At 68.8% G+C, this 22,896-nt stretch carries 21 protein-coding genes and 1 pseudogene; 12 read left to right on the top strand and 10 right to left on the bottom strand.

Going from position 1 to position 22,896, the window contains the following annotated elements; translation table 11 throughout:
* Positions 1-45: 45 nt before the first annotated feature.
* The 3 genes from LKD76_RS11640 (at position 46) to LKD76_RS11630 (ending at position 3,601) form a co-directional block, all read left to right on the top strand.
* Complete coding sequence (locus LKD76_RS11640; protein WP_227981035.1) at positions 46-1,635, top strand: Na+/H+ antiporter; 1,590 nt, start codon at positions 46-48, stop codon at positions 1,633-1,635.
* Positions 1,636-1,833: 198 nt separating this feature from the next.
* Positions 1,834-2,697 (top strand): MHYT domain-containing protein, encoded by an 864-nt coding sequence (locus tag LKD76_RS11635; protein WP_227981034.1) that lies wholly within the window; start codon positions 1,834-1,836, stop codon positions 2,695-2,697.
* Positions 2,698-2,767: 70 nt separating this feature from the next.
* Positions 2,768-3,601 carry a rhomboid-like protein gene (locus LKD76_RS11630; protein ID WP_227981033.1) on the top strand — a complete coding sequence of 278 codons (834 nt, stop codon included), beginning with the start codon at positions 2,768-2,770 and terminating at the stop codon, positions 3,599-3,601.
* Here the strand turns inward: LKD76_RS11630 and LKD76_RS11625 are convergent.
* The 3 genes from LKD76_RS11625 to LKD76_RS11615 are packed head-to-tail and all read right to left on the bottom strand — an operon-like array spanning position 3,563 to position 5,621.
* A complete protein-coding gene (locus LKD76_RS11625; RefSeq protein ID WP_227981032.1) occupies positions 3,563-4,744 on the bottom strand; it encodes a cation:proton antiporter in 1,182 nt (393 codons plus the stop codon). The genes LKD76_RS11630 and LKD76_RS11625 overlap by 39 nt on opposite strands.
* A gap of 4 nt (positions 4,745-4,748) precedes the next feature.
* Positions 4,749-5,231, bottom strand: coding sequence for a cation:proton antiporter regulatory subunit (locus LKD76_RS11620; RefSeq protein WP_227981031.1), 483 nt, complete (start codon positions 5,229-5,231; stop codon positions 4,749-4,751).
* 15 nt (positions 5,232-5,246) lie between these two features.
* Positions 5,247-5,621 carry a DUF952 domain-containing protein gene (locus tag LKD76_RS11615; RefSeq protein ID WP_227985215.1) on the bottom strand — a complete coding sequence of 125 codons (375 nt, stop codon included), beginning with the start codon at positions 5,619-5,621 and terminating at the stop codon, positions 5,247-5,249.
* 434 nt (positions 5,622-6,055) lie between these two features.
* Here LKD76_RS11615 and LKD76_RS11610 point away from each other — a divergent pair, with 434 nt between their 5' ends.
* A complete protein-coding gene (locus tag LKD76_RS11610) occupies positions 6,056-6,250 on the top strand; it encodes a DUF7455 domain-containing protein (RefSeq protein ID WP_030517230.1) in 195 nt (64 codons plus the stop codon).
* 61 nt (positions 6,251-6,311) lie between these two features.
* On the opposite strand, the gene LKD76_RS11605 is transcribed toward LKD76_RS11610, so the two are convergent.
* On the bottom strand, positions 6,312-7,097 hold the full coding sequence (locus tag LKD76_RS11605) for a TetR/AcrR family transcriptional regulator (RefSeq protein ID WP_227981030.1): 786 nt from the start codon (positions 7,095-7,097) through the stop codon (positions 6,312-6,314).
* Between the two features lie 246 nt (positions 7,098-7,343).
* Here LKD76_RS11605 and LKD76_RS11600 point away from each other — a divergent pair, with 246 nt between their 5' ends.
* Together LKD76_RS11600 and LKD76_RS11595 are read left to right on the top strand one after the other, a co-directional pair.
* Positions 7,344-8,957, top strand: coding sequence for a DEAD/DEAH box helicase (locus LKD76_RS11600; protein WP_372465982.1), 1,614 nt, complete (start codon positions 7,344-7,346; stop codon positions 8,955-8,957).
* A 1-nt stretch (position 8,958) separates the two neighbouring features.
* Positions 8,959-9,510, top strand: a complete 552-nt coding sequence (locus tag LKD76_RS11595; RefSeq protein ID WP_227981029.1) for a hypothetical protein — start codon at positions 8,959-8,961, stop codon at positions 9,508-9,510.
* 120 nt (positions 9,511-9,630) lie between these two features.
* Here LKD76_RS11595 and LKD76_RS11590 read toward each other — a convergent pair whose 3' ends face one another.
* Entirely contained in the window at positions 9,631-10,371 is a 741-nt protein-coding gene (locus LKD76_RS11590; RefSeq protein WP_227981028.1) for an SDR family NAD(P)-dependent oxidoreductase, read from the bottom strand.
* Between the two features lie 103 nt (positions 10,372-10,474).
* Here LKD76_RS11590 and LKD76_RS11585 point away from each other — a divergent pair, with 103 nt between their 5' ends.
* Positions 10,475-11,083 (top strand): TetR/AcrR family transcriptional regulator, encoded by a 609-nt coding sequence (locus LKD76_RS11585; RefSeq protein ID WP_227981027.1) that lies wholly within the window; start codon positions 10,475-10,477, stop codon positions 11,081-11,083.
* A gap of 37 nt (positions 11,084-11,120) precedes the next feature.
* Here the strand turns inward: LKD76_RS11585 and LKD76_RS11580 are convergent, their stop codons facing one another.
* Positions 11,121-12,842, bottom strand: coding sequence for a DEAD/DEAH box helicase (locus LKD76_RS11580; RefSeq protein WP_227981026.1), 1,722 nt, complete (start codon positions 12,840-12,842; stop codon positions 11,121-11,123).
* Positions 12,843-13,093: 251 nt separating this feature from the next.
* On the opposite strand from LKD76_RS11580, the gene LKD76_RS11575 reads away from it, so the two are divergent.
* Positions 13,094-14,236, top strand: coding sequence for a YihY/virulence factor BrkB family protein (locus LKD76_RS11575; protein WP_372465981.1), 1,143 nt, complete (start codon positions 13,094-13,096; stop codon positions 14,234-14,236).
* A gap of 747 nt (positions 14,237-14,983) precedes the next feature.
* Here the strand turns inward: LKD76_RS11575 and LKD76_RS11570 are convergent.
* Both LKD76_RS11570 and LKD76_RS11565 read right to left on the bottom strand, forming a co-directional pair.
* The gene (locus tag LKD76_RS11570) at positions 14,984-15,478 is read right to left on the bottom strand and encodes a hypothetical protein (RefSeq protein ID WP_227981024.1); all 495 of its coding nucleotides are present in this window, start codon (positions 15,476-15,478) and stop codon (positions 14,984-14,986) included.
* Positions 15,479-15,669: 191 nt separating this feature from the next.
* Positions 15,670-15,819: pseudogene (locus tag LKD76_RS11565) on the bottom strand (alpha/beta hydrolase-fold protein); the annotation flags it as partial.
* Here LKD76_RS11565 and LKD76_RS32445 point away from each other — a divergent pair.
* The gene (locus LKD76_RS32445; RefSeq protein ID WP_479687477.1) at positions 15,769-16,149 is read left to right on the top strand and encodes a twin-arginine translocase TatA/TatE family subunit; all 381 of its coding nucleotides are present in this window, start codon (positions 15,769-15,771) and stop codon (positions 16,147-16,149) included. The pseudogene LKD76_RS11565 and the gene LKD76_RS32445 overlap by 51 nt on opposite strands.
* Positions 16,150-16,229: 80 nt before the next feature.
* Here the strand turns inward: LKD76_RS32445 and LKD76_RS11555 are convergent, their stop codons facing one another.
* The gene (locus tag LKD76_RS11555; protein ID WP_227981022.1) at positions 16,230-16,463 is read right to left on the bottom strand and encodes a DUF3039 domain-containing protein; all 234 of its coding nucleotides are present in this window, start codon (positions 16,461-16,463) and stop codon (positions 16,230-16,232) included.
* 320 nt (positions 16,464-16,783) lie between these two features.
* Here LKD76_RS11555 and LKD76_RS11550 point away from each other — a divergent pair, with 320 nt between their 5' ends.
* From LKD76_RS11550 to LKD76_RS11540, 3 genes are all read left to right on the top strand, one after another.
* Entirely contained in the window at positions 16,784-17,140 is a 357-nt protein-coding gene (locus LKD76_RS11550) for a DUF3099 domain-containing protein (RefSeq protein ID WP_227985213.1), read from the top strand.
* Between the two features lie 66 nt (positions 17,141-17,206).
* Positions 17,207-18,754, top strand: coding sequence for a DUF7782 domain-containing protein (locus LKD76_RS11545; protein ID WP_227981021.1), 1,548 nt, complete (start codon positions 17,207-17,209; stop codon positions 18,752-18,754).
* Between the two features lie 193 nt (positions 18,755-18,947).
* On the top strand, positions 18,948-19,916 hold the full coding sequence (locus LKD76_RS11540; RefSeq protein ID WP_227981020.1) for a sigma-70 family RNA polymerase sigma factor: 969 nt from the start codon (positions 18,948-18,950) through the stop codon (positions 19,914-19,916).
* Between the two features lie 149 nt (positions 19,917-20,065).
* On the opposite strand, the gene ppc is transcribed toward LKD76_RS11540, so the two are convergent.
* Positions 20,066-22,852 (bottom strand): phosphoenolpyruvate carboxylase, encoded by a 2,787-nt coding sequence (gene ppc / locus LKD76_RS11535; RefSeq protein ID WP_227981019.1) that lies wholly within the window; start codon positions 22,850-22,852, stop codon positions 20,066-20,068.
* Between the last annotated feature and the right edge of the window lie 44 nt (positions 22,853-22,896).

Here is a 22,896-nt window from a genome sequence, read left to right as displayed (position 1 = left end):
TTTTGTGCGGGCGATTGCCGGGGCCGCCCCATAGGCTGGGCTGTCGTGGATCAGTTGGTGTTGGTTTTCGTACTGGCGTTCGCGACGATCCTCGCGCAGCCCCTGGGCCGGCGGATCGGATTGGCCCCCGCGGTCCTGATGACCGTATTCGGTTTGATCATGGCGGTACTGCCGTTCGTTCCGAATATCGACCTGGCGCCGGAGCTGATCCTGCCGCTGGTCCTGCCTCCGCTGCTGTACGCGTCCGCCCGGCGCACCTCCTGGCAGCAGTTCGCCTCCAACGCCGGCGCGATCCTGCTGCGTGCGGTAGGCCTCGTGATCGCCACCGTCGCGGCCGTGGCCGCGGTCTTCCACATCTGGTATCCGGCACTCCCGCTGGGGGCCGCCTTCGCACTGGGTGCGGTGGTCGCGCCACCGGATCCGGTGGCGGTCAGCGCGATGGCCGATCGGCTGGGTCTGCCCCGGCGGCTGGTGGCGGTCCTCGAGGGTGAGGGCCTGTTCAACGATGTGACCGCCGTGGTGATCTACGACGTCGCGGTGCTGGCGGTGGTGACCGGACATTTCTCGGCCTGGCAGACCGCGGTGGATTTCGTGGTGTCGGCGGTGGTGGCGGTCGCGGTCGGGCTCGCACTCGGGTGGGCCGGTAGCGCGATGATGCGACGGCTGACGGAGGCGCCGTGGCAGGTGGCGCTCGGACTGCTGCTGCCGTTCGCGGCCTATCGCCTGGCCGAGGCCGCACACGGTTCGGCGGTGCTGGCGGTGTTGGTGTGCGCGCTGTATCTCACCGATGCCGCAACGGATTTCAGCGATGTCGGCTACCGGATCGTCGGTGACTCCTTCTGGGATGTGATCGACATGCTGGTGACCGGATTCGCCTTCGGCCTGGTGGGTCTGGAACTCAGTACGGTGCTCGCCACCACCGGCCCGGACTGGCCCCGGCTGCTGGGTGGGGCGGCCGTGGTCGTCGGCGTGGTGGTCGGGCTGCGGCTGCTGTGGCTGCTGGCCAGTACGGGCCTGTTCCGCGGCTGGTGGCGCCGGCGGCGAGTGGACGAGCCGTACACCTGGCGTGAAACCGTGGTCACGTGGTGGGCCGGTATGCGCGGCGTGGTGACGGTCGCGCTGGCGCTGGCCATTCCGCTGACCACCGAATCGGGAGCGGACTTCCCGGGCCGCACGGAAGTGCTGTTCATCGCCTTCGTCGTGGTCCTGTTCACGTTGCTGCTGCAGGGGCCCACGCTGCCGCTGGTGGCGCGCTGGACCGGGGTGAAGGCCGATACCGAGGGTGAACGCGCGCTGGAGAAGCGGTTGTGGACCCGCATCCTGCGCGCCGAGCTGACGCGGCTCGAGGAGATCGCCGATAACGAGGACCTCCCCGACGAGGTGTACCAACGCCTGCGCGATACCGTCGAACGCCGGTTGGTCCGGGCGGATCCGGAGGCGGCCGAGGCGGCCGACGGTACCAAGGCGGTGGAGCATGCGATGCGTTTGACCGGCAAACTGCGGACCATCAGCAACGACGTGCTCGAGGCCGGGCGCGGTGAAGCCTTGGCGGCCCGGCGCGAACCGGGTATGCCACCGGATCTGGTCGATCGGGTGATGCGCCGGCTGGACCTGCGTCCGCCACCGCTGCTGTGACAGAGCCGCGACGACCGGGGTGACCCAATTGAGCCATCGGGCGTCCCGCGTGCGCACTACCTGCGCCTCCTGCTCGGCAAACCCCAGCTATTTTCTATGAAAAGTATTCGAAAAATTTACTACCTGCGAGTATGGGGCTAATGTCGGCGCCGTCACCGGCGTGCGGCCGGATGACGACCGTTCCGGCAAGGAGTCCGCATGCTCGAGATCAACCAGTTCACTTACGGGTGGTTGACGCCCGGACTGGCCTACGTCATGTCCGTCATCGGTTCGTTGCTCGCCCTGCGCTGTATGGTCCGCGCGCGGGCGAATCCGACGAGGCGCGGCTGGATCGTCACCGCGGCGGTGGCGCTGGGCGGAACCGGGGTCTGGGTCATGCATTTCATCGCGATGCTGGGTTTTTCGGTACACGGAGCGACCATCCGCTACAACGTCCCGGTCACCTTGATCAGCGTGGCGATCGCGGTGCTGGTGGTCTGGATCGGCCTGTCGCTGGTGCTGCGCCGCGGCGGCGGAACGCAGGCGCTGCTGACCGGCGGCGCGGTGACCGGACTCGGCGTGGCGGCCATGCACTACGCGGGCATGTACGCGATGAAGACCGATGTCGCGATGCGGTACGACCCGTGGCTGGTGATCGTCTCGATAGTGATCGCGGTGGTGGCCGCGACGGCGGCGCTGTGGTTCGCGCTACACGTGCAGGGTGTGCCCGCCGCGATCGCCTCGGCGATGATCATGGGCGTCGCCGTCTGCGGTATGCACTACACCGGCATGTACGCGATGCAGGCCCATATGGCCGAGAATATGCACGCGCCGTCGGGCGCACAGGCCAGTCAGCTGCTGACTCCGCTGATCATCGGTGTGAGCATGGTGACCCTGCTGCTGTTCCTGCAGGTGGGCATCACCGAGATCCACGAACCCGACCTGTCGCGCATCCGAGGGCAGCGCGCGAGCCGGTACTGGCCGAGCAGCGGCCAGCAGGTCGAACCGGACGATTTCGGCGACCGGTTCCCGGCCCGGTCGCCGATATCCGCCGACGACGGCCCGCATCACCACCGGAGGTAGCCCGGCCGGCCACAGCGGATTTGCGCGGGTCGGCGCGCGGGCCGGACCGGCGCAGGCGACACTGGGACATGTGGCGTCCTCCGCGTTGAATCACTACCGGTCTCCCTGGACTCGGACCATCGATGTCGCGGCCGCGCGGCGGCAACTGTCGGAGTGGTGGCACGGGCCCGACCGGGTCTATCGCGCCGGGCGGGCGGTCCACGATCATCTCGCGGGGGCCCCGGCCGCCTGCGCCTATGCCTTCACGCTGTTCGTCACCTGGTGGACGTTGCGTGGGATCAGCGATTTCGCCGGCCACCGGCTGATCCTGTCCGCCTCCACCAATCTGCACAACATGCGCCGCGATCCGGTGCAGGTCCTGGTCGCGTCGGCGTTCTGGACCGACGGCGGATTCCCGTGGTCGATCATCATCGGGTTCCTGACCGTGGGAGCGTTCGCCGAGCGCTGGCTGGGCACCCTGCGCTGGATCATGGTGTTCGCCTGCGGACATGCCGGCGCCTCGATGATCGTGGTCACCGGTATCGCCTACGCGGTCCATCACCAGCTGATTCCGCTGCATATCGCGGTCGCCTCGGATGTCGGGTCGTCCTACGGATCCACGGCGATACTCGCGGTGCTGACGTATCACCTGCGCGGAACACCGCGCGCCGTGTGGGCGGCGGCGCTGCTGGCATGGTTCTGCTTCGCCGCCTGGCACGGACGCACCTTCACCGACTACGGCCACTTGACCGCACTGCTCATCGGATTCGTCGTCGGAGCGATCGCGGTGGCCCTGTCGGTGCGCCTCGAGCGGGCACGCGACCTGCGCGCGGCAGCCCCGGCTCCGCATCCGCCGGTGACACCACCGGCGGATGCGGAGCAGCCCTCAGCCGGTGGTGGCCGGAGCGAGCCGACGCTGCGCTGACCGGACCACCGGTTCGACCACGCGCGCGGCGACCGGTCCCACGATGGCCATCAGCAGCACATAGGCGGAGGCCAGTGCCGCGAGCTTGCCCTCGACGGCCCCCACCGAAACAGCCAGTCCCGCAATGACGATCGAGAATTCGCCGCGAGCGACCAAGGTGGCGCCGGCCCGCGCGCGTCCCAATCGGCCGATGCCCTGGCGCTTGGCGGCGAACCATCCGGTGGCGATCTTGGTCAGCGTGGTGACGACCGCCAGCAGGACCGCCCAGCCGAGCACCTGCGGAATCTTCTGCGGATCGGTGTTGAGGCCGAATGCGACGAAGAAGATGGCGGCGAACAGATCGCGCAGCGGCTCGAGCAGTTTGGCCGCGCTCTGCGCGGTCGACCCGGAGATCGCGATCCCCAGCAGGAACGCGCCGACGGCCGCGGACACGTTGAGGCCAGAGGCGATTCCGGCGACCAGCAGCGCCGCGCCGAGCAGTTGCAGCAGGAAGACCTCGCGGTCCTTACTGTCCACGATCGCGGAGACGTAGCGCCCGTACCGCAGCGCGATGACCAGGACGACGGTGATCACCAACAGGGCCAGCGCCAGCGATCGCAGCCCCGCCATCCAGCCCACGCCGGCCAGGATGGTGGTGAGAATCGGCAGGTAGACCGCCATCGCCAGATCCTCGAAAACCAGGACCGACAGGATGACCGGGGTCTCCCGGTTACCGAGGCGCCCCAGATCGTTGAGCACCTTCGCCGCGATGCCGGACGAGGAGATGTAGGTGACGCCGGCGAGTGTGATGGCCCCGGTCGGTCCCCATCCGAGGATCAGGGCGACGGCGGCGCCGGGCGTGGCATTGAGGACGATATCGACCAGACCTGCCAGCCAGGACTTCTTCATACCGGACACGAGTTCCGGCGCGGTGTATTCCAGTCCCAGCAGCAACAGCAGCAGAACGACGCCGATTTCTCCTGCGAGATGGCCGAATTCGGACGCGGCCTTGACCGTCAGGACACCGCCGTCACCGAAGGCCAGGCCCCCCAGCAGGTAGAGCGGAATCGGGGACATACCGAAACGCCCTGCGACGCGCCCCAGGACACCTAGGGCGAACAGGACCGCTCCGAGCTCGAACAGGGCTAGTGCGGTCGACTCCACCGGCTCACCCGCCGGTCAGGATCTCGAGGGCCTCGTCGAGACCGTGCGGAGTGCCGACCACGACCAGCAGATCGGCTGCGACGAGCACGAAATCCGGTCCGGGCGAAGGGTAGATCTGCCCGGCTCGCATCACCGCGACGATCGACGCCTTGGTGCGGGTACGCATCCGGGTTTCGCCGAGCGGCCGCCCGGAATAGGGCGAGTCGTCACCGATCGGGAGCTGCCGGGTCGTGATCCCCGGCAGATCGCGATGATCGTCCCTGAGCTTCTCCACCAGTTGTGGCGCGCCGAGCAGATTGGCCAGCACCGCGGCTTCGTCGATGGTCAGCGGAATCTGGGCCGCGCAGTCGTCGGGGTCGTCGTGTTTGGAGACGATCAGATCGATACTGCCGTCGCGATGGGCGACGACTCCGATCCGGCGGCCCGAACGCGCCTGGAAGTCCTTGCGTACGCCAATCCCTGGGAGCTGTGTCACATCGACGTTCACGAAATCCAGCCTAGATCAAGCGGTTCGAGAGGCCGGCCACTGCTCCGGATCGGCAGTAAGCGCCGGAAATGTCCCTTTTTCATCGCAGTCATAGTAACTCGCGCGAAGTACCGCCGCGGCCGGCAGTGGGCCGTAGAGGTGCGGAAACCGCATCGAGCCCGGATCCCCGGCCACACCCGGTTCCCAGCGCAGCGGCGCATGCAGGCGCTCGACGTCCAGCCACAGCAGAACGAGGTCGTGACGGCCCGCGAACAGGCGATTCGCCGGTAGGTGCACCTGATGAGGCGCGGACAGATGAACGAATCCCTCCGTCTGCAGCGAGGGCGTCGCCCGTTCACCGGTGCGGCGCAATTCTTCCCACTCCTGGCGAGTGCACAGATGAACCAGCATGCGGCCGTTGAGGTTTTCGGCATCCGCGGGTGCGCCCCCGCAGGAGTGGGCAGCATTGTCGGCAGTCACGGCCAGCACCCTACCCAGCCGTCGGCCGACGACCCGCGGAGAGGACGAAACCGACGGTTGATTGTCGGATACCGAGGGTAATCTGCGATCAGACAACTGGATCGGCCTGTCTCCGAAGTGTTCAACCGCAGGTGGCGCACCAAGGTTTCCCACGGATGGCCATGGTGTTCGCCCGCAGCGAAATACCTGGTCATGTTAGGGAAAACACATACGAACATCTTCGGGAACAAAGCCCCCGTCCCGAACGTCTGACAGAGTAGTCATCAGCCACTGCTGGGAAGTAGCGGTAGCGAGCTCGCGGAAGGGACCGCGGGCCCCACACCAGGCGAACGGCTTTCTGCGCCGGGAGCCAGGACGGAGGAGTCATGCCAGGAACACTGACTAGCACCCCACTGACTGCGGTCGATCGCTGCGACCGCTGCGGGGCGGCGGCGCGCGTTCGCGCGACACTTCCCGCTGGTGGCGAGTTGCTCTTCTGCCAGCACCACGCCAATGAGCACATGGAGCGCTTGCGCGAACTCGAGGCGGTCATCGATACCGAGTCGGCACCGGCGCTCTGATCGGGCTCCTCACGTCCCCACATCAACCAACGGGCGATCCCTTCGGGGGTCGCCCGTTCCGTTATCCGGCGGCGGGCTCCCCGCCCCCGGCGCCACGGCCACCTGCCGCTTTTACCAGGCCGTCCACCAGCCGCGACAGCCCGTACTCGAAGGCGCCGTCGGGGTCACCGGGCGCCTGATAGAGCTCCCCGACCGTGGTGCCGACGCGCTGCGAGAGCGGCAACTCCTGGCCCGACACGGCCTCGGTCAGCGCCGGCCCGTACACCTCCCACCACTGCGCGTCGCTCATCTCGCCGTCCCCGCGCCGCGCCGCCACGGCGGTGCGGGCATTGCCGGACGCGAAATCCGACAGCACGGCGATGATGCGATCCATCTCGACATCCGACAGCCCCGACCCCTCCAACGCCGTCAGTTGCCGTTCGTACCGGCGCAGTCGGCCCGGCCCCAGATCCAGCCGCCAGGGCGGCACTTCCAGCAGCCACGGATGGGCGAGCATTTCCGCGCGCACCCCCCGGGCGATCGCGGCCAGCCGCGCACGCAGCGGCGCCGCGAGATCGATGGGCGCGTCGTCGTCGCAGACCCGGTCGACCATCGCGATGATCAGCGCCTGCTTATCCGGGACATAGGTGTACAGACTCATCGGTTTGAGCCCCAGGGCCGTGGCCACCGCCCGGATCGATACCGCGCCGTAGCCGTCTCGGTCGGCGATGCGCACCGCCGCCCGGATCACCTCGTCGACCTCGACCGTCTGCTTCGGTCCGCGCAGGCCGGGACGAGCCGGCAGTTCCCGGCGCCACAGCAGCGCGATCACCTGTCGCGCGTGGTCGGCGGCCGTTTTCCGGGTCACATCACTCCTCGGGAATCTCAGTACACCGTACGTGGTTATAATACTCCGTACGCCATACGTAGATTAGCGAGGGTTGTCCTGCACACCACACACGCCACGTATCTGCCCGATCGACACGCGTTCGCACTGTGGACCTGGACCGGACGCGCACCCGGGCCCGCCCCGGAGGGACCGCGCGAGCGCGTCCGTCTCGCACTGCCCGATCCCGGCGGCGCCGCGATCACCGTGGACGAGGTCGACTGCGCGATGGTCGACGCCGATCAGCTCGACGGGGTCGCGGTGCGCGACGCGGGTCCGTCACTGTCGGGCTGGCAGGCGGTGGCCCGCGGCGCGGGCGGAGCCGAGGTGCTGCCGCCCGCGGCACACGCGGTCACCAATGCCGAGGCCACCGCGATCGTGTCCGCCGACCGCGCCCTCCAGGCCTATCGGGAGACCGAGCACATCACGCGCGAGCTGCGCGCACCGCTGCGGGCGACGCTGCGGCCCTATCAGGCCCGGGGCATCGCCTGGCTGCATCGCACCACCGCCGAACAGGGTGGCGCGGTGCTCGCCGACGAGATGGGGCTCGGAAAGACCGTGCAGGCCATCGGCTTCCTGATCGGGCGCGCCGAATCCGGACCGCAACTGGTGGTCTGCCCGACCTCGCTGGTCGGCAACTGGGTGCACGAGATCACCCGCTTCGCACCGGGACTGCGCCCGATCGCCTGGCGTGGCGGCGAATACGACGATCCCGGGCCCGCCACGGTGGTGGTCAGCGGCTATCCGACGCTGCGCCGCCACGGCGGCACACTGGCCGAGACGGACTGGGCGACCGTCGTTTTCGACGAGGCACAGGTGCTGAAGAATCCGCGCACCCAGGTCGCGCGCGCGGCCCGGGCGGTCCCCGCGCGGGCACGCGTGGCCCTGACCGGAACTCCGGTGGAGAACCATCTCGACGAACTGTGGGCACTGCTCAATCTGGTCACACCGGCCGCGTTCACCCACAAGGCCCGGTTCCGCCGCCGGTTCGCCCGCCCGATCGAGGAGGGTTCCACCACCGCGGTACAGCGACTGCACGACGCCATCGAGCCGATCGTGCTGGGACGCAAAAAACTTCAGGTCGCCGCCGCACTGCCGCCGAAGCTCCACACCGATCTGGTGTGCGACCTCACCGGTGAGCAGCAACGCCTCTACGACGAACTGCTGGATCGGGCCGAGGCACAGGGATTCGGCGTCGGCGCGGAGCGCAACGCACGAGTCCTGGCCGCACTGACCGCACTCAAACAGGTCTGCAACCATCCGGGGCTGATCTCCGGGGACGTCGACGAGCTCCTCGGCCGCAGCGGCAAATTCGACGTCTGTTCCGATATTCTGACCAACAACCTCGAACTGGACTGTCCGACACTGGTGTTCACCCAGTATCGGCGAACCGCGGAGCTGCTGGCCCGCCACTGCGGCGAACAGTTCGGGGTCACCGCACCGGTGTTCCACGGCGGGCTGTCCCAGGCCGAGCGGTCCGCGATCGTCACCGACTTCCAGGCGCCGCACGGCCCGCCGATCCTGATCCTGAGCCTGCGCGCCGCCGGCACCGGCCTCACCCTGACCCGCGCGGCGGATGTCGTGCACTACGACCGCTGGTGGAATCCGGCGGTCGAGGCACAGGCCTCCGATCGCGCACACCGCATCGGCCAGACCCGGCCGGTCACGATCACCACGCTGACCAGCGCGACCACCGTCGAGGAACATATCGCGGGTATGCACGACCGCAAATCCGCACTGGCCGGGCTCGGCACCGGGGACGGCCGGTCGGCGGTGGCCCGGCTGGCGCGCCTGGACGACGACGACCTGCTGGCCGTCCTACGCCGGAAGCGAGGCAACTGATATGCCGGACAACGAATTCGGTTACACGCCGTGGGGTATGGGCTGGGTGCGGCTGGCCGAGCCGATGACGGCGACCCGGCCGGAACCACTGCTGCCACGCGCCCGCAGTATCGCGCGCAACGGCGGGGTGCGGCTCGAGATCGAGGGCTCTTCGGTCTGTGCGCGCATCCACCGGGGCAGCCAGGCATCGGTGACCCACCTGGAGGTCGTGTCCCTGTCGTCGTCCCAGGTGAGCGCCATCGCGGAGCGCATCCCGGCGCATACCGTGGAACTCACCGACACCGTCCACGCGGCACTGTCCGCGGCGGATGCGCTCCCCCGGCCCCGGCTGGCGGATTCGGACTGCTCGTGTTCGGCCCGCACACCGCGGTGCCTGCATCTGCTGGCGACCTGCTACGCCCTGGCCCGGCAGGTGGACGAGAACCCTTGGCTGACATTGGATCTGCAGGGCTACCGCCGTGGCGGGCGGAGCGAGGACAGCGACACGCCGCCGGCGCGCTGGACTTCCATCGACGCCCTCGACCCGGGCGCGTTCTTCACGTACCCGGCCTAGTTCCGGCCACACGACACAGCGCCCGCCGGATCCGGACCGCTCGCGCCGTCCGGATCCGGCCGCGCGCACCCGACACCGGCCGAGACGCGGACCGGCGCGGGCCGAGCCGGACATGCCGCCTCAGGCGTTGGTCCCGCCGTCGACGGTGAGCGTGGCACCGGTGAGACGCGCCCCGTCGGGACCGGCCAGGAAGGCGACCAGAGCGGCGACATCGTCGGCGGCACCGAAACGGCCCAGCGCCGAGGCTCGCACCTGTTGTTCGGCGTGGGCGGCCGCCGCCGGGTTCATATCCGTATCGGTGGATCCCGGCTGCACCAGATTCACCGTGATTCCGCGCGGACCCAGCTCCCGCGCCAGCGCCCGGGTGAATCCGTTGAGCGCCGACTTACTGAGGTTGTAGAGGGTGAGCCCGTCGAAGAGGGCGCGCTCGGACAGGTTCGAGCCGATGCTGATGATGCGCCCGCCACGATCCATGTGCGGCAGCGCGGCCTGCGCCGCGACGAACGCCGCGCGGGCATGGATGTGCAGAGCCCGGTCGATCTCGGCGAGTGAGAACTCCTCGAACGGTTTCGCGGGGAAGATGCCCGCGTTGTTGACGAGGATGTCGACGCCGCCCAGCTCTGCGGCCGTGCGGTTCACCGCGTCGACGACCTGCTCGGCGTCGGCGCTGTCCGCGGACAGGGTGATCGCTCGCCGGCCGGCGGCGCGAATATCGGCGGCGACGGCCTCGGCCGGATCCGCACCGCTGCGGTAGGTGATCGCGATGTCGGCCCCCGCGGCGGCCAGGCGCCGCGCGATCGCCGCGCCGATCCCCCGGCTGCCGCCGGTGACGAGGGCCACGGTGCCGGTCAACTCGCTCATGTGCGCTCCCATTTCTGTGTTGATCAGTACAGAAATAGACAAGCAGCAGACCCGCCGGGCGTCAAGAGATATATTTAGTGATCGACACAGAAAGAGGATTGGCATGGCCGAACGCGGACGACCGCGCGGGTTCGATCGCGACATCGCGCTGCGACGCGCGATGGAGGTGTTCTGGGAACACGGCTACGAGGGCGCCGCCATGAACGATCTGACCGGGGCGATGGGTATCAACTCCCCCAGCCTGTACGCCGCCTTCGGCTGTAAGGAGCAGTTGTTCCGTGAGGCGGTGGAACTCTACGGTCGCACCGAGGGCGGGTATACCGAGCGCGCGCTCGCGACCGCGCCGACCGCCCGCGCCGCCATCGAGGCGATGCTGCGCGACAACGCCGCCGCCTACTGCGATCCCGCGACTCCACGCGGCTGCCTGGTGGTCGTCGCCGGCAACACCGCCGGACCCCGCCACGGCGCCGTCCGCGAATTCCTGGCCGAGCGCAGGCGCCGGACCACGACGGCGGTCCGGCAACGCCTCGACCGCGGGATCGACGACGGCGATCTGCACACCGGCACCGATACCGCCGGCCTGGCCGACTTCTACACCGCGGTGCTGTTCGGACTGTCGGTTCAGGCCGGCGACGGTGTGAACGCCGCGCGGCTCGACAGCACCATCGACCGCGCGTTGTGCGCCTGGCCGGAGTCCGTCGGCCGCGGGTGAGCCCGCCGTGGCCGCGGGTGCCGCCGGCCGTTCGCGGTCACATCCTGCGCAGTGCGGAAATGCGCTGAGACAGCTGATCGGCGGTGGCCAGCGCGGTCGGCGGGCCCCCGCATTCGCGGCGCAGTTCGCCGTGGATCACCCCGTGCGGTTTCCCGGTGCGGTGATGATGCATCGCGACCAACGAGTTGAGTTCGCGCCGCAACTCCCCGAGCCGATCGGCGGTCGCGACCCGTTCGGCCGCGGCCGCCGCGGAGGGCCCGGCTTCGGGCGCCTCGGTCATGGTCGCCGCGGCGCTGCGCTCGGCGATCTGCCGGGTCTGCCGGTCCCGCAGCAGGGCCCGCATCTGGTCGGCGTCGAGCAGGCCGGGAATCCCGAGATAGTCGGCTTCCTCGTCGCTGCCGGCGAAGGTGGCGGTCCCGAACGAGTCACCGTCGTAGATCACCTGATCCAGTTCGGCGTCGGCGGCCAGCGCGACGAACGCGCGTTCCTCCTCGCCGGGCTCGTCCTTCTGCTTGTTGGCGTCGATCAGCAGCTCGTCGTCGAGAGCGTTCTTCTCCCGATGCGGTTTGCCGATGACGTGATCGCGCTGCACCTCGAGCTGTGCGGCCAGATCGAGCAGTACCGGCACCGAGGGCAGGAAGACACTCGCGGTCTCACCGGTGCGGCGGGCGCGGACGAAGCGGCCGATGGCCTGGGCGAAATACAGCGGCGTCGAGGCGCTGGTGGCGTACACGCCGACGGCCAAGCGGGGCACGTCGACGCCCTCGGACACCATGCGCACCGCGACCATCCACGGATCGGTGCTCTTGCTGAACTCGCCGATCCGGTCCGAGGAGGACGGGTCGTCGGACAGCACCACCGCGGGTTTGCTGCCCGAGATGTGTTCCAGCAGTTCGGCGTAGTCGCGGGCCTTCTCCTGGTCGGTCGCGATCACCAGGCCGCCGGCGTCGGGCATACCGGTGGCGCGCAGCTGCCGCAGCCGGGTATCGGCGGCGGAGAGCACCTTCGACATCCAATCCCCAGCGGGGTCGAGGGCGGTGCGCCAGGCGCGTGCGGTCTGTTCGGCGCTCAGCGGCTCACCCAGTCGCGCGGTGTACTCCTCGCCGGCGCTGTCGCGCCACTGCGCCTCACCCGAGTAGGCCAGGAAGACCACCGGGCGCACGACGCCGTCGGCGAGCGCCTCGGAGTATCCGTAGGTGTAGTCGGCGCTCGACCTCGGGAACCCGGATTCGTCGGGCTCGTAATTGACGAACGGGATCTGCGAATCGTCGCTGCGGAAGGGCGTACCGGTCAGCGCCAGCCGGCGGGTGGCGTCACCGAACGCCTCCGCGGTCGCGTCACCCCAGCTCTTGGCATCACCGGCGTGGTGGATCTCGTCGAGGATCACGAGAGTACGGCGATTCTCGGTCCGCACCCGGTGTTTGAACGGATGCGAGGCCACCTGCGCGTAGGTGACCACGACACCGTGGAAGTCGCCGGAGGTACCGCCGGTGCTGTTGGAGAAGTTCGAATCCAGCGCGATACCCAGGCGCGCCGCGGCCGCCGACCACTGATGCTTGAGGTGTTCGGTGGGCGCCACCACCGTGATCTGGTCGACGGTGCGATCGGTGAGCAGCTCGGTCGCCAACCGCAACGCGAAGGTGGTCTTACCCGCACCGGGCGTGGCCACGGCCAGGAAGTCCCGCGGTTTGGTCGTCAGATATCTGGTGAGTGCCCTGCGCTGCCATGCTCGTAACGAACCGCCACCACCCGAAGTCACTCCAGAGAGGTTAGCGACCATCACCGACACCTAGCCAATTCGACACCAGCTGATCCGGTGAACATCGGCCCGGACCGCGACTCACCTCGCAGATCACCGGGGGCATGTGCCGTAGAACACTTCCGACACGTTCGTCACCTGTTGCTGCCGTCGCGCCGCGCGTGGGCAATGCTGTACTCACGATGTCCGACAACCGGCCGAATTCGCTCCACCGCGCGGCCCGCCCTCTGCGGCGGCTGGGCGATCGAGCCATGGCCGCGATCCGGGTGTTGTGGCAGGTGATCGTGCGGGTGGCGGTGAAGGCGTGGGGCGACTCGATCTTCGCCAAGTCGGCGGCCGCGGCGTTCTGGCAGACGCTGTCGCTGGCGCCGCTGCTCCTGGGCCTGCTGGGCAGTATCGGATATATCGGCGGTTGGTTCGGGCCCGATACCGTGCACATCGTCGAGGGCAAGATCATCAGCTTCAGCCGCAACCTCTTCAGCGCGAACGTGGTCGACGAGATGATCGCGCCGACCGTGCGCGACGTCCTGCAACGCGGACGTGGCGCCGTGGTGTCGGTGGGGTTCGTGCTCTCGCTGTGGGCCGGCTCCTCCGCCATGGCGACCTTCGTCGATGCCATCGTCGCCGCCCACGGCCAGGCCGATGCCCGCCATCCGGTGTGGCAGCGCATCTTCGCGCTCGGGCTGTATCTGCTGTTCCTCGTGGCGGCTGTCTTCGTGCTTCCGTTGGTGGCGCTGGGGCCGACGCTGATCGGCCGGGCGCTACCGGAGGGCTGGCGCGAGCTGGGACTGCACCTGCTCGACAACTTCTACTACCCCGGCGCCGGCCTGCTGCTCGTTATCGGGCTCACCTGGCTGTACAAGCTGGCACTGCACCGGTCGCTGCCCTGGCATCGGCTCTTCGGCGGCGCGCTGATCGCGGTGATCTTCTTCATGACCGCCAGCGATATCCTGCGGCGCTATCTGACCTGGGCAGCGCGCGCCGGTATCAGTTACGGCGCCCTGGCGACTCCGATCGCCTTTCTGCTCTTCACTTTCTTCTTGGCCTTCGCGGTCATTCTGGGAGCGGAGTTCAACGCCACCGTGCAGGAATTCTGGCCGGCTCGCGCCACCCGCTTCGAACAGCTCAAACAGTGGTGGGCACGGCGCCGGCACCGGGTGGCGGGCGTTGCGGACGACACCGCCGAGGGTTCGGGATCCGAGGCCGGACCGCCAACGGATCTGCCATGGGCCCAACCCGGCTCCGAGAGTTCGAGCCCGGAGGGCTATGCCGAGGGCCCCTCGGCCTCCGGCCGGTCCGAGGACGTCGGCGGATCGGCGACCTTCGGTTCGGCCGATGTGCGCCCGGCGACGATCGGGGATCGCCATCGCAGGTGGATCCGCCCCACCGGGTGATCGAGTGCCCACTGCACGACGACGGCGACGGCCGAGATCAGGGACACGACGCAGGCCACCATGCCCCACGGGGTCAGTCCCGCACTGGAGTAGCTGCTGCGCTTGATGCCCGGGATCACGAGCGATCCGTTGCCGAAGGCCCAAGCCATGAACGAACCGATCTGCCCGCCCATATCGGTGCGCCGAGCGGTCATGGCCTTGAGTTCGGGCGCCTTGGCGTTGATGTACACCAGCGTGATCAGGACCAGAACGGCGGCGACCACCGCGCAGATCGCCGTGCATCGCGCCGCGAGCTCGGTCCGCAGGCCGATGCTCACGAGCGCGACGACGCACATGGCGACGAGGGCGGTCGCGGCCAGAATGGCCCAGACGCCGTTGATCCGGGCGATGCCGTGCTGCTGCTGCGACCACGCACCCAGATACGCGGTGCTGGCCTGGATCCGGCCGAACGCGTTGGATTTGGCGTAGCCGTCCGGGCCGGTCGCCGACGCCCACGGCCGGAACAGCAGCACCAGTGTCACGACACCGCCGACCACGGCACACCAGGCGCCCCAGGACCGCCGCAGTCTGTCCGGTCGCGGAATCAGATCGGACCAGGGGAATATCGGTGCCTGCGGGAGCTGCGAGTCGGGTCGGCCGGGCGAGGCATCGCTCGACCCCCGACGGGTGGGCTGTGCCATTGCCCGAGCGTAGATGCGAGTGGGCGAAATGACCGATTTACTACTACCAGTGCTGGGAAGTACGCGCTTATCGGCCCCCCAGGGACAAACCCATGACAAGACTCGAATACAGCGAGCCGTCGGCCTGCTCGTCGCCGTAGGCCACCACCATCGACCCCGGGCCCACGTCGGCCACCTTCGACCCCGGGAAGACGATCACCGAGGTCGAGGCATCCGTGCGCACCGTTGTCGTCCGCCCGGTCAGATCACGTACGCGCAGTGTGCTGCCGTCGTTGTCGAGGACCGGCCCGATGGCGATACCCCCGCCACCGGTTCGAACCGCCGGTTCCTGAGCCTTCTCGGCCCCCGCGGTGGCGACCCGGGCACCGCCGGCCGGCGTATCCGTCCACGAGACCCCTTGCAGCAAGGCCACCAGCAGCACGGCGACCACCCCGAAACCGATGAAGCCCACCATCTGCACGACGGGCGATACCACCGGACGGACCCGCCACCCGCCGCCGGCGGGCGCGCGCGCACCCTCGTCGGGTTGTGCGCTCTCGGACCACGTGACAGGTTGTGACACAGTCCCTTTCGACCACGGAGTCGCCGAGGCAGCCATCGTTCCAGATTAGAGTGATGATCCGACCGGGTATCACCACTAACGGGAGTCCGGACCGGCGGGCGCCACCTCAATACCCCGCCAACCCCATGCCCCGGGCCAGCAGTGGCCACGAATCGTGCAGCGCCGCTTCCCAATAGGGCGCACCCACTGTAGGCGGCGACGGATTTCCACGGACCGGGCGCGGCCTCGGCCGACTGGAGCACCGAGGTCCCCGACATCGACAGTCCGGTCAGCGCGTTCGACCCGATGGAATGCAGCGGCGGCGGCAGCTCCTCGGTGAAGAAGGTCTTCCATTTGTTCACGCCCAGTACGGGATCCGGCCGCAGCCGGTCGGAGTAGTCGATGGTATCGGCCGGCCTGAATTCATGATTCTGCTCGTGGCGGCGCTGGTAATTCCGGGCCCGGAACGACTGCCCGGCGCAATGCGATCAACCAGGAACGCGGTCCGGCAGGCCCGGGACAACGTCGACGGCACAGCCGAACAATCGCGATCGGAAATCGGTTCCGAAGTGGATGATTTCCGCGAGCCCCTGCCCCGGTTGCGGGCGTTGCGCGGGATGTCAGCGCGGGAGATCACGACGACACCCGCGCCGGATGTGGAACCGCCGCGAATCGATATCGAGGCCACGTAGCCGCTGCCGAACCGCGGCCCCACACGGGCGCCCCGCGGACCGGATTCAGCAGGTCGGGAATGCTCGACCGGCGAAAGGACCTAGTCCTTCTTCATCATTTCGTAGATGCGCTTGCAGTCCGGGCAGACCGGCGAACCGGGCTTGGCCGACCGGGTCACCGGGAAGACCTCACCGCACAGGGCCACCACGTGGGTGCCCATGACGGCGCTCTCGGCGATCTTGTCCTTCTTCACGTAGTGGAAGACTTTGGGTGTGTCGTTGTCGGTCGACTCGTCGGTGGTCGTATCCGGACGTACCAGGGTGTCGGTGCTCACCTGATCGATTCTGCCATCGTCGCGAACGACCGGTCGGCAGGTGTCGCGAACATCGCCTCCGACCGTTGGGCCGAGGGGCGGGCACATGTGCATTCGATCATGGGGAGTGGAAGACTCGAGGTATGCAGCGTGACCACGACCCTTCCGACCCTCCGCCCGAGTCCCGGACGTCGGGCCCCGGCCGGGTCGGTTCGGACAGTGGTGACGCGCGGTCGGACGCGACCGAATTCGAGCAGGCGGCCCACGAGGAGGCGGCATCGGGCACCGGAACCGCAGCGTCGGCGGCCGGCCCCACCTTCGAACAGCGCCCGGCCGGGTCGATACCCCGGCCCGTCCGCCCCTCGGCCGGATACTTCCCTGGTGAGGACAAACATCCGGCGTTGATCACGGAGGCTGCTCCGTCGCTGGAACAGCAGCATCGCGCCCGCGTGAAGCGGTACTCGATTCTGATGGGTTTCCGCATTCCGTGCCTGGTCCTGGCGGCGGCGGCCTACGGGCTCTGGAGCAATGCGCTGATCTCGCTGGCGATCATCGGCGTCTCCATCCCCCTGCCGTGGATCGCGGTACTCATCGCCAACGACCGGCCGCCGCGCAGTAAGGACGAGCCCAGCCGCTGGGACGGCCGGCGGGCGACGACAGCGATCGAATCCCGGCCACACCGGCCGATCGACGGCTGAGCGGATCGGGGCGACTCGCCGCGCCCCAGGTACGGCCACGCGAACCCGCGATGGCAGAGTGCTCCCGTGCCTGCCGATCCGACGACCGCCTCCCTGCTCACCGCCCTCGCGCCCGCACTGCGGACCGCGCTGATCCGGGCGCGCTACGACGCCGATACGGTGCTCGACGCTCTCGGCGCCGACGCGCACGCCGCCCTCGGCCGGTCGGAGCCCGTTCCGGTGCGCCGCGCCGCACGTGCGGCCGGTGAACTGGGCGTACTGGTCCGGCTCCTGCTGCTCGGCGACCCGCTGCCGGAGGCGGAAGTGGCCGCGGCCCTCGCACCGCTGGATATCGACCGGGCGGTGGCCGCGGGCCTGTTCGAACGCGACGGTGACCTGATCCGGACCGCGCTGGATCTGCGGCCGCTGGACCTGGGCAAGGGCACCCGGTGGGTGCTGTCGGACCTCGACGATTCGATGCGGCGGCGCACGCTGAGCGCCGACCACGTCCTGGGGGTCGGACAGGCATCACTGTCGCTGCTGCGCGCCACCCCCACCGATCCGGTCGGCTCGGTCCTGGATCTGGGCACCGGCTGCGGCGTGCAGGCGGTGCACGCGGCAGGTTATGCGCGAACGGTGACCGGAACCGATGTCAGCCGCCGGGCGCTGTGGCTGGCCGATGCGACCGCCGCGCTCAACGAACTCGACATCGAATTCGCCCAGGGCTCCTGGTTCGAGCCGGTGGCGGGCCGCCGCTTCGATCAGGTGGTGGCCAATCCGCCGTTCGTGGTCGGCCCCGCCCGGATCGAGCACACCTACCGGGATTCGGGCCTGGCCCTCGACGGCGCCAGCGAACTGGTCGTGTCGCAGGCGCCGGAGCTGCTGAATCCGGGTGGCACGGCCGCCATGCTCGCGTCCTGGATCCACACCGGTGACGAGGACTGGCGGACCCGGGTGGCGGGCTGGCTGCCCGATCACGGCGTGGACGCGTGGATCGTCCAGCGCGATATCGCCGACCCCGCCCTGTACGTGGGCACGTGGCTGCGCGATGCCGGGCTCGATCCCCGCGACCCCGAGGCGCAGCGTCGCGCCGAGCAGTGGCTGGCCGCTTTCGACGCCGCCGGTGTGGAGGGCATCGGATTCGGATTCGTCTATCTGCGCGCCGTCGACGGACCGACCGAAGTACTCGCCGAGGATCTGACCCACGGCTTCGACGACCCGCTCGGTTCGGAGGCTCCGGCCTACTTCCGGCGCTCGGCCTGGCTGCGCTCGGTGATCGCCGACAACGACGTGGCCTGGCGTGCGCGTTTCACCGTCGAGGCGGCCACGGCTCTCGAACGTGTCCTGCTGCCCGGGCCCGAGGGGTGGCGCGAACGTGTGGTGCGGCTGCATCGCGGTGACGGACCTCGCTGGCAGCACGAGATCGACGACACCCTCGCCGCGCTGCTCGCGGGAATGCGACCGGACGGGCTGCCGTTGGAAGAGCTGGTCGAACTGCTCGCAGTCGGCCACACCGGCACTCCCGCCACACCACAATTCCGTTCCGAGGCTCTCTCGGCGATCACCGGGCTGGTGCGACACGGCCTGATCACGCCGGACGAGCTCGCCGACCGCACGGACACCACCGCACCCTGACCGACGGCCCGGGAACCGACGTCCCCGCGCCATCGGCGAGGGCGGCGGCGGACCCGAGTTCCGTTCTTAGGAACTTCTCAGACGGTGGCTGCGAAACCCGCAGCTCAGAACGGTTTATCGGCCTCGTGGCGGGGAACTTTCCCAGTGTCGGGTCCGTTGATCGGAGTGAGACACCACCGACAGGAGGCAAGTCATGACAAGCCCCGCCACCACCCGAGTGCGCGCCATCGATTCCGACCTCGACGCCCAGAGCCCCGCCGCCGACCTGGTACGCGTGTACCTGAACGGGATCGGCAAGACCGCGCTGCTCACGGCCGCCGACGAGGTCGAGTTGGCCAAGCGCATCGAGGCGGGCCTCTATGCCCAGAACCTGTTGGAGACCGGAAAGCGGCTGTCCGCCACTCGTAAGCGCGACCTGGCGATTCTGGTCCGCGACGGCCAGGCCGCTCGCCAGCATCTGCTCGAAGCCAATCTCCGCCTGGTCGTCTCGCTGGCCAAGCGCTACACCGGTCGCGGCATGCCGCTGCTGGACCTGATCCAGGAGGGCAACCTGGGTCTGATCCGCGCGATGGAGAAGTTCGACTACGCCAAGGGCTTCAAGTTCTCCACCTACGCCACCTGGTGGATCCGGCAGGCCATCACCCGCGGTATGGCCGATCAGAGCCGTACCATCCGGCTGCCCGTGCATCTGGTCGAACAGGTCAACAAGCTGGCCCGGATCAAGCGCGAACTGCATCAGCAGCTCGGCCGCGAGGCCAGCGACGAGGAACTGTCGGCGGAATCGGGCATCCCGGTGGAGAAGATCGCCGATCTGCTCGACCACAGCCGCGATCCGGTAAGCCTGGATATGCCGGTCGGCAACGACGAGGAAGCCCCGCTGGGCGACTTCATCGAGGATTCGGAGGCGACCTCGGCCGAGAGCGCCGTCATCGCCGGCCTCATGCACCGCGATGTGCGCAGCGTGCTGGCCACGCTGGACGAGCGCGAACAGCAGGTCATCCGCCTGCGCTTCGGACTCGACGACGGCCAGCCCCGCACTCTCGACCAGATCGGCAAACTGTTCGGTCTCTCGCGTGAGCGCGTGCGCCAGATCGAGCGCGAAGTCATGGCCAAGCTGCGTAAGGGCGAGCGGGCCGACCGCCTGCGCGCGTACGCCAGCTAGGTCACACAGACGCTGGGCCGCCCGGAATCCGGCCCAGCACCACCTCGGTGACCGGATTTCGCGGTCACCTCCGTTGCGCCGGCCGATGCCGGTGTGCCCATCCCCCCTCCAGGGCGCACCCGTCGGCCGGCGTGCCGTATCTCCAGGCCCTACCCGGAATTGCGCAGCGCGGTGGCGAGGCCGTTCATGGTGAGCAGAATGCCGCGTTCCACCAGTTCCGAATCGTCGCCCGCACGGCGGCGACGCAGCAGATCCACCTGCATCTGGTTCAGCGGCTCCAGATACGGGAACCGGTTACGGATGGATTCGGCCAGCGCCGGATTGTCCGACAGCAGCTGATCACTGCCGGTGATCGCGGCATGCGCGTCGACGGTGCGATCGAACTCCGCGCGGATCATCCCGAAGATGGTGGCGCGCAACGACGGATCCTCCACGAGTTCGGCGTAGCTGGCGGCGATGTCCATATCCGCCTTGGCCATCACCTGCGCCAGATTCGACATCACCGTGCGGAAGAAGGGCCAGCGCCGATACAGCTCGCGCAGCGTCTGCCAGCGCTCCTCGTCCGAACCCGCCCACTCCTGGATCGCGCTGCCGGTGCCGTACCAGCCCGGCAACATGACCCGAGCCTGGCTCCATGCCATGACCCACGGGATCGCGCGCAGATCCGATACCGAATTGGTGGGTTTGCGCGAGGCCGGGCGGCTGCCGAGGTTCAGGTCGGCGACCTCCGCGATCGGGGTCGAGGAGCGGAAATAGTCGACGAACCCCGGGGTTTCGTGCACCAGCCGCGCATACGCCCGGCGCGCGGCGTCCGCGAGTTCCTCGAAGACCTCGTAGGCCGCCTCGGCGCCGGAGCCCAAACCCTCCACATCCAGGAGCGACGATTCCAGAGTGCCCGCCACCAGCGATTCCAGATTGCGGTGCGCCGAACCGGATTCGGCGTACTTGGTGGAGATCACCTCACCCTGCTCGGTCAGCCGCAGCGAACCTCGTACCGCGCCGGCGGGCTGGGCGAGGATGGCGTCGTAACTACGGCCGCCGCCACGTCCGACGGTCCCGCCGCGACCGTGGAACAGTCGCAGGCGAATTCCGGTCTTGCGCGCGGTCTCGACCAGATCCAGTTCCGCCCGATACAGCGCCCAGTTCGCGGCCAGATATCCGCCGTCCTTGTTCGAGTCGGAGTAGCCGAGCATCACCTCCTGCGCCATCGCGCGGGCGGCGACCAGGCGCCGATAGACCGGCACCTCCAACGCCGCGGCCAACGTCGCGGCGCCGCCGCGCAGATCATCGATGGTCTCGAACAGCGGAACCACTCCGACCGTGCAGCGGGGCGGGGTCTGTTCATCGCCCGGATCCAGGATCCCGGCCTCCTTGAGCAGCAAGGCAGCCTCGAGCATGTCGCTGACCGAGGTGCACATGCTGATGATGTAGTTGGGCACGGTGTCGGGGCCCAGCGCGTCCAGCGCGACGCGGGCGGCACGAACCACACCGAGCTCCTTGGTCGCGAGTTCACTCAGGCGCGCCCGCGGGCCCAGTAAGGGGCGCCGTGTGCTCAACTCGCTCGCCAGCAGGTCGACCCGCTCGGCCTCGGGCAGACTCCCGTAGTCCGGATGCACCCCCGCCCAGGCCAGCAGTTCGGCCACGACCTGTTCGTGCACCTCCGAGTTCTGGCGCATGTCCAGGCCCTGCAGGTGGAATCCGAAGGTCTCCACCGCGCCGCGCAGCGCCGCCAGCCGATCGTCGGCCAGCAGGCCGTCACCGGAGGCGCGCATCGACGTGTCGACGATGGTCAGTTCCTCGAGCAGCTGCGCCGGATCGTCGTAGGCGGCGACGCGGTCGATCTGTTCGCCGGACAGTTCGAAGACCGACGGCAGTTCGGTGGCCGATCCCAGCGCGCGCCGTGCGGTGGCCGCTGTGCGCAATCGGATTCCCCGGATCGCGCGCCGATAGGGTTCGTCGGCGCGCTGGGCCGAATCGTCACCGGCGGCACCGGCCAGCCGGGCGAGCTCCGGCGTGATCTCGACCAGCCGGGCCGACTGGGACAGTGATTTCTCCAGTGCGACAAGCTCTTCGAGATAGTGACCGAGGATCACCGTGGCCGCCCGTTGGGTGGCACGCTCCACCACCTCGGCGGTGACGTTGGGATTGCCGTCGCGATCGCCGCCGATCCACGATCCGGGTCGCAGGATCGGACGGCCGAGCAGCTCGTATCCGGGCCAGAGCTCGCGCAGTGCGGTGCGCACCTCGGCATTGATCCGCGGAATGATCTCGAGCAGGGTCAGTTCGTAGTACCGCAGGCCGACCTCGATCTCGTCGGAGATGCGCAACCGCGCCAGCCGGATCAACGCCGTACGCCAGAGGGTCAGGATCTGGCGGCGGATGTCGTGGTCGATCGCCGCGTACTCGGGTTCGTCGTCCCGGTAGCGGGCCCGGCGGCGCATCAGCTCGGTGATCCGGGATTGGACGTCGAAGACGGTCCGGCGGCGGGTCTCGGTGGGATGGGCGGTGATCACCGGGGACACCAGCGCGTCCTCGAGTACCTCGGCCACGACCGCACCGTCGATACCCGCCCGGTCGAGGGCACGGTAGGTGGCCGCGAGACTCGATTCCTGTGGCGGCTCCCCCGCGGCCACGTGGACCGCTCGCCGGCGGTCGCGTTGCAGATCCTCGGCGAGATTGGCCAGCAGCAGAAAGTGGCTGAAGGCCCGGATCAGCGGGATCGCGACCCGCAGGTCGGTATCGCGCAGCATCTCCGCGACGGCACTGCGTTCGACCTCGGAGCGCCGGACCCGGAAAGCCTCGACCCGCACGCGTTCGACCAGATCGAACACCTCGGGGCCTTCGTGATCGCGAATCGTCTCACCCAAGATCGCGCCGAGAAACCGGATATCGTCCCGCAGGGGCGCCGTAGCGCTCTCGATCTGATCTTCGCGCATAAGGCCAGTATCGACCATCGTCGCGCCCGACCCGTGGTGGCGCC

Source organism: Nocardia spumae (assembly GCF_020733635.1).
GTDB classification, from domain to species: Bacteria; Actinomycetota; Actinomycetes; order Mycobacteriales; family Mycobacteriaceae; genus Nocardia; species Nocardia spumae.
The sequence above is the reverse complement of the archived record's forward strand: the minus strand, read 5'-3'. Positions and strand labels throughout refer to the sequence as shown.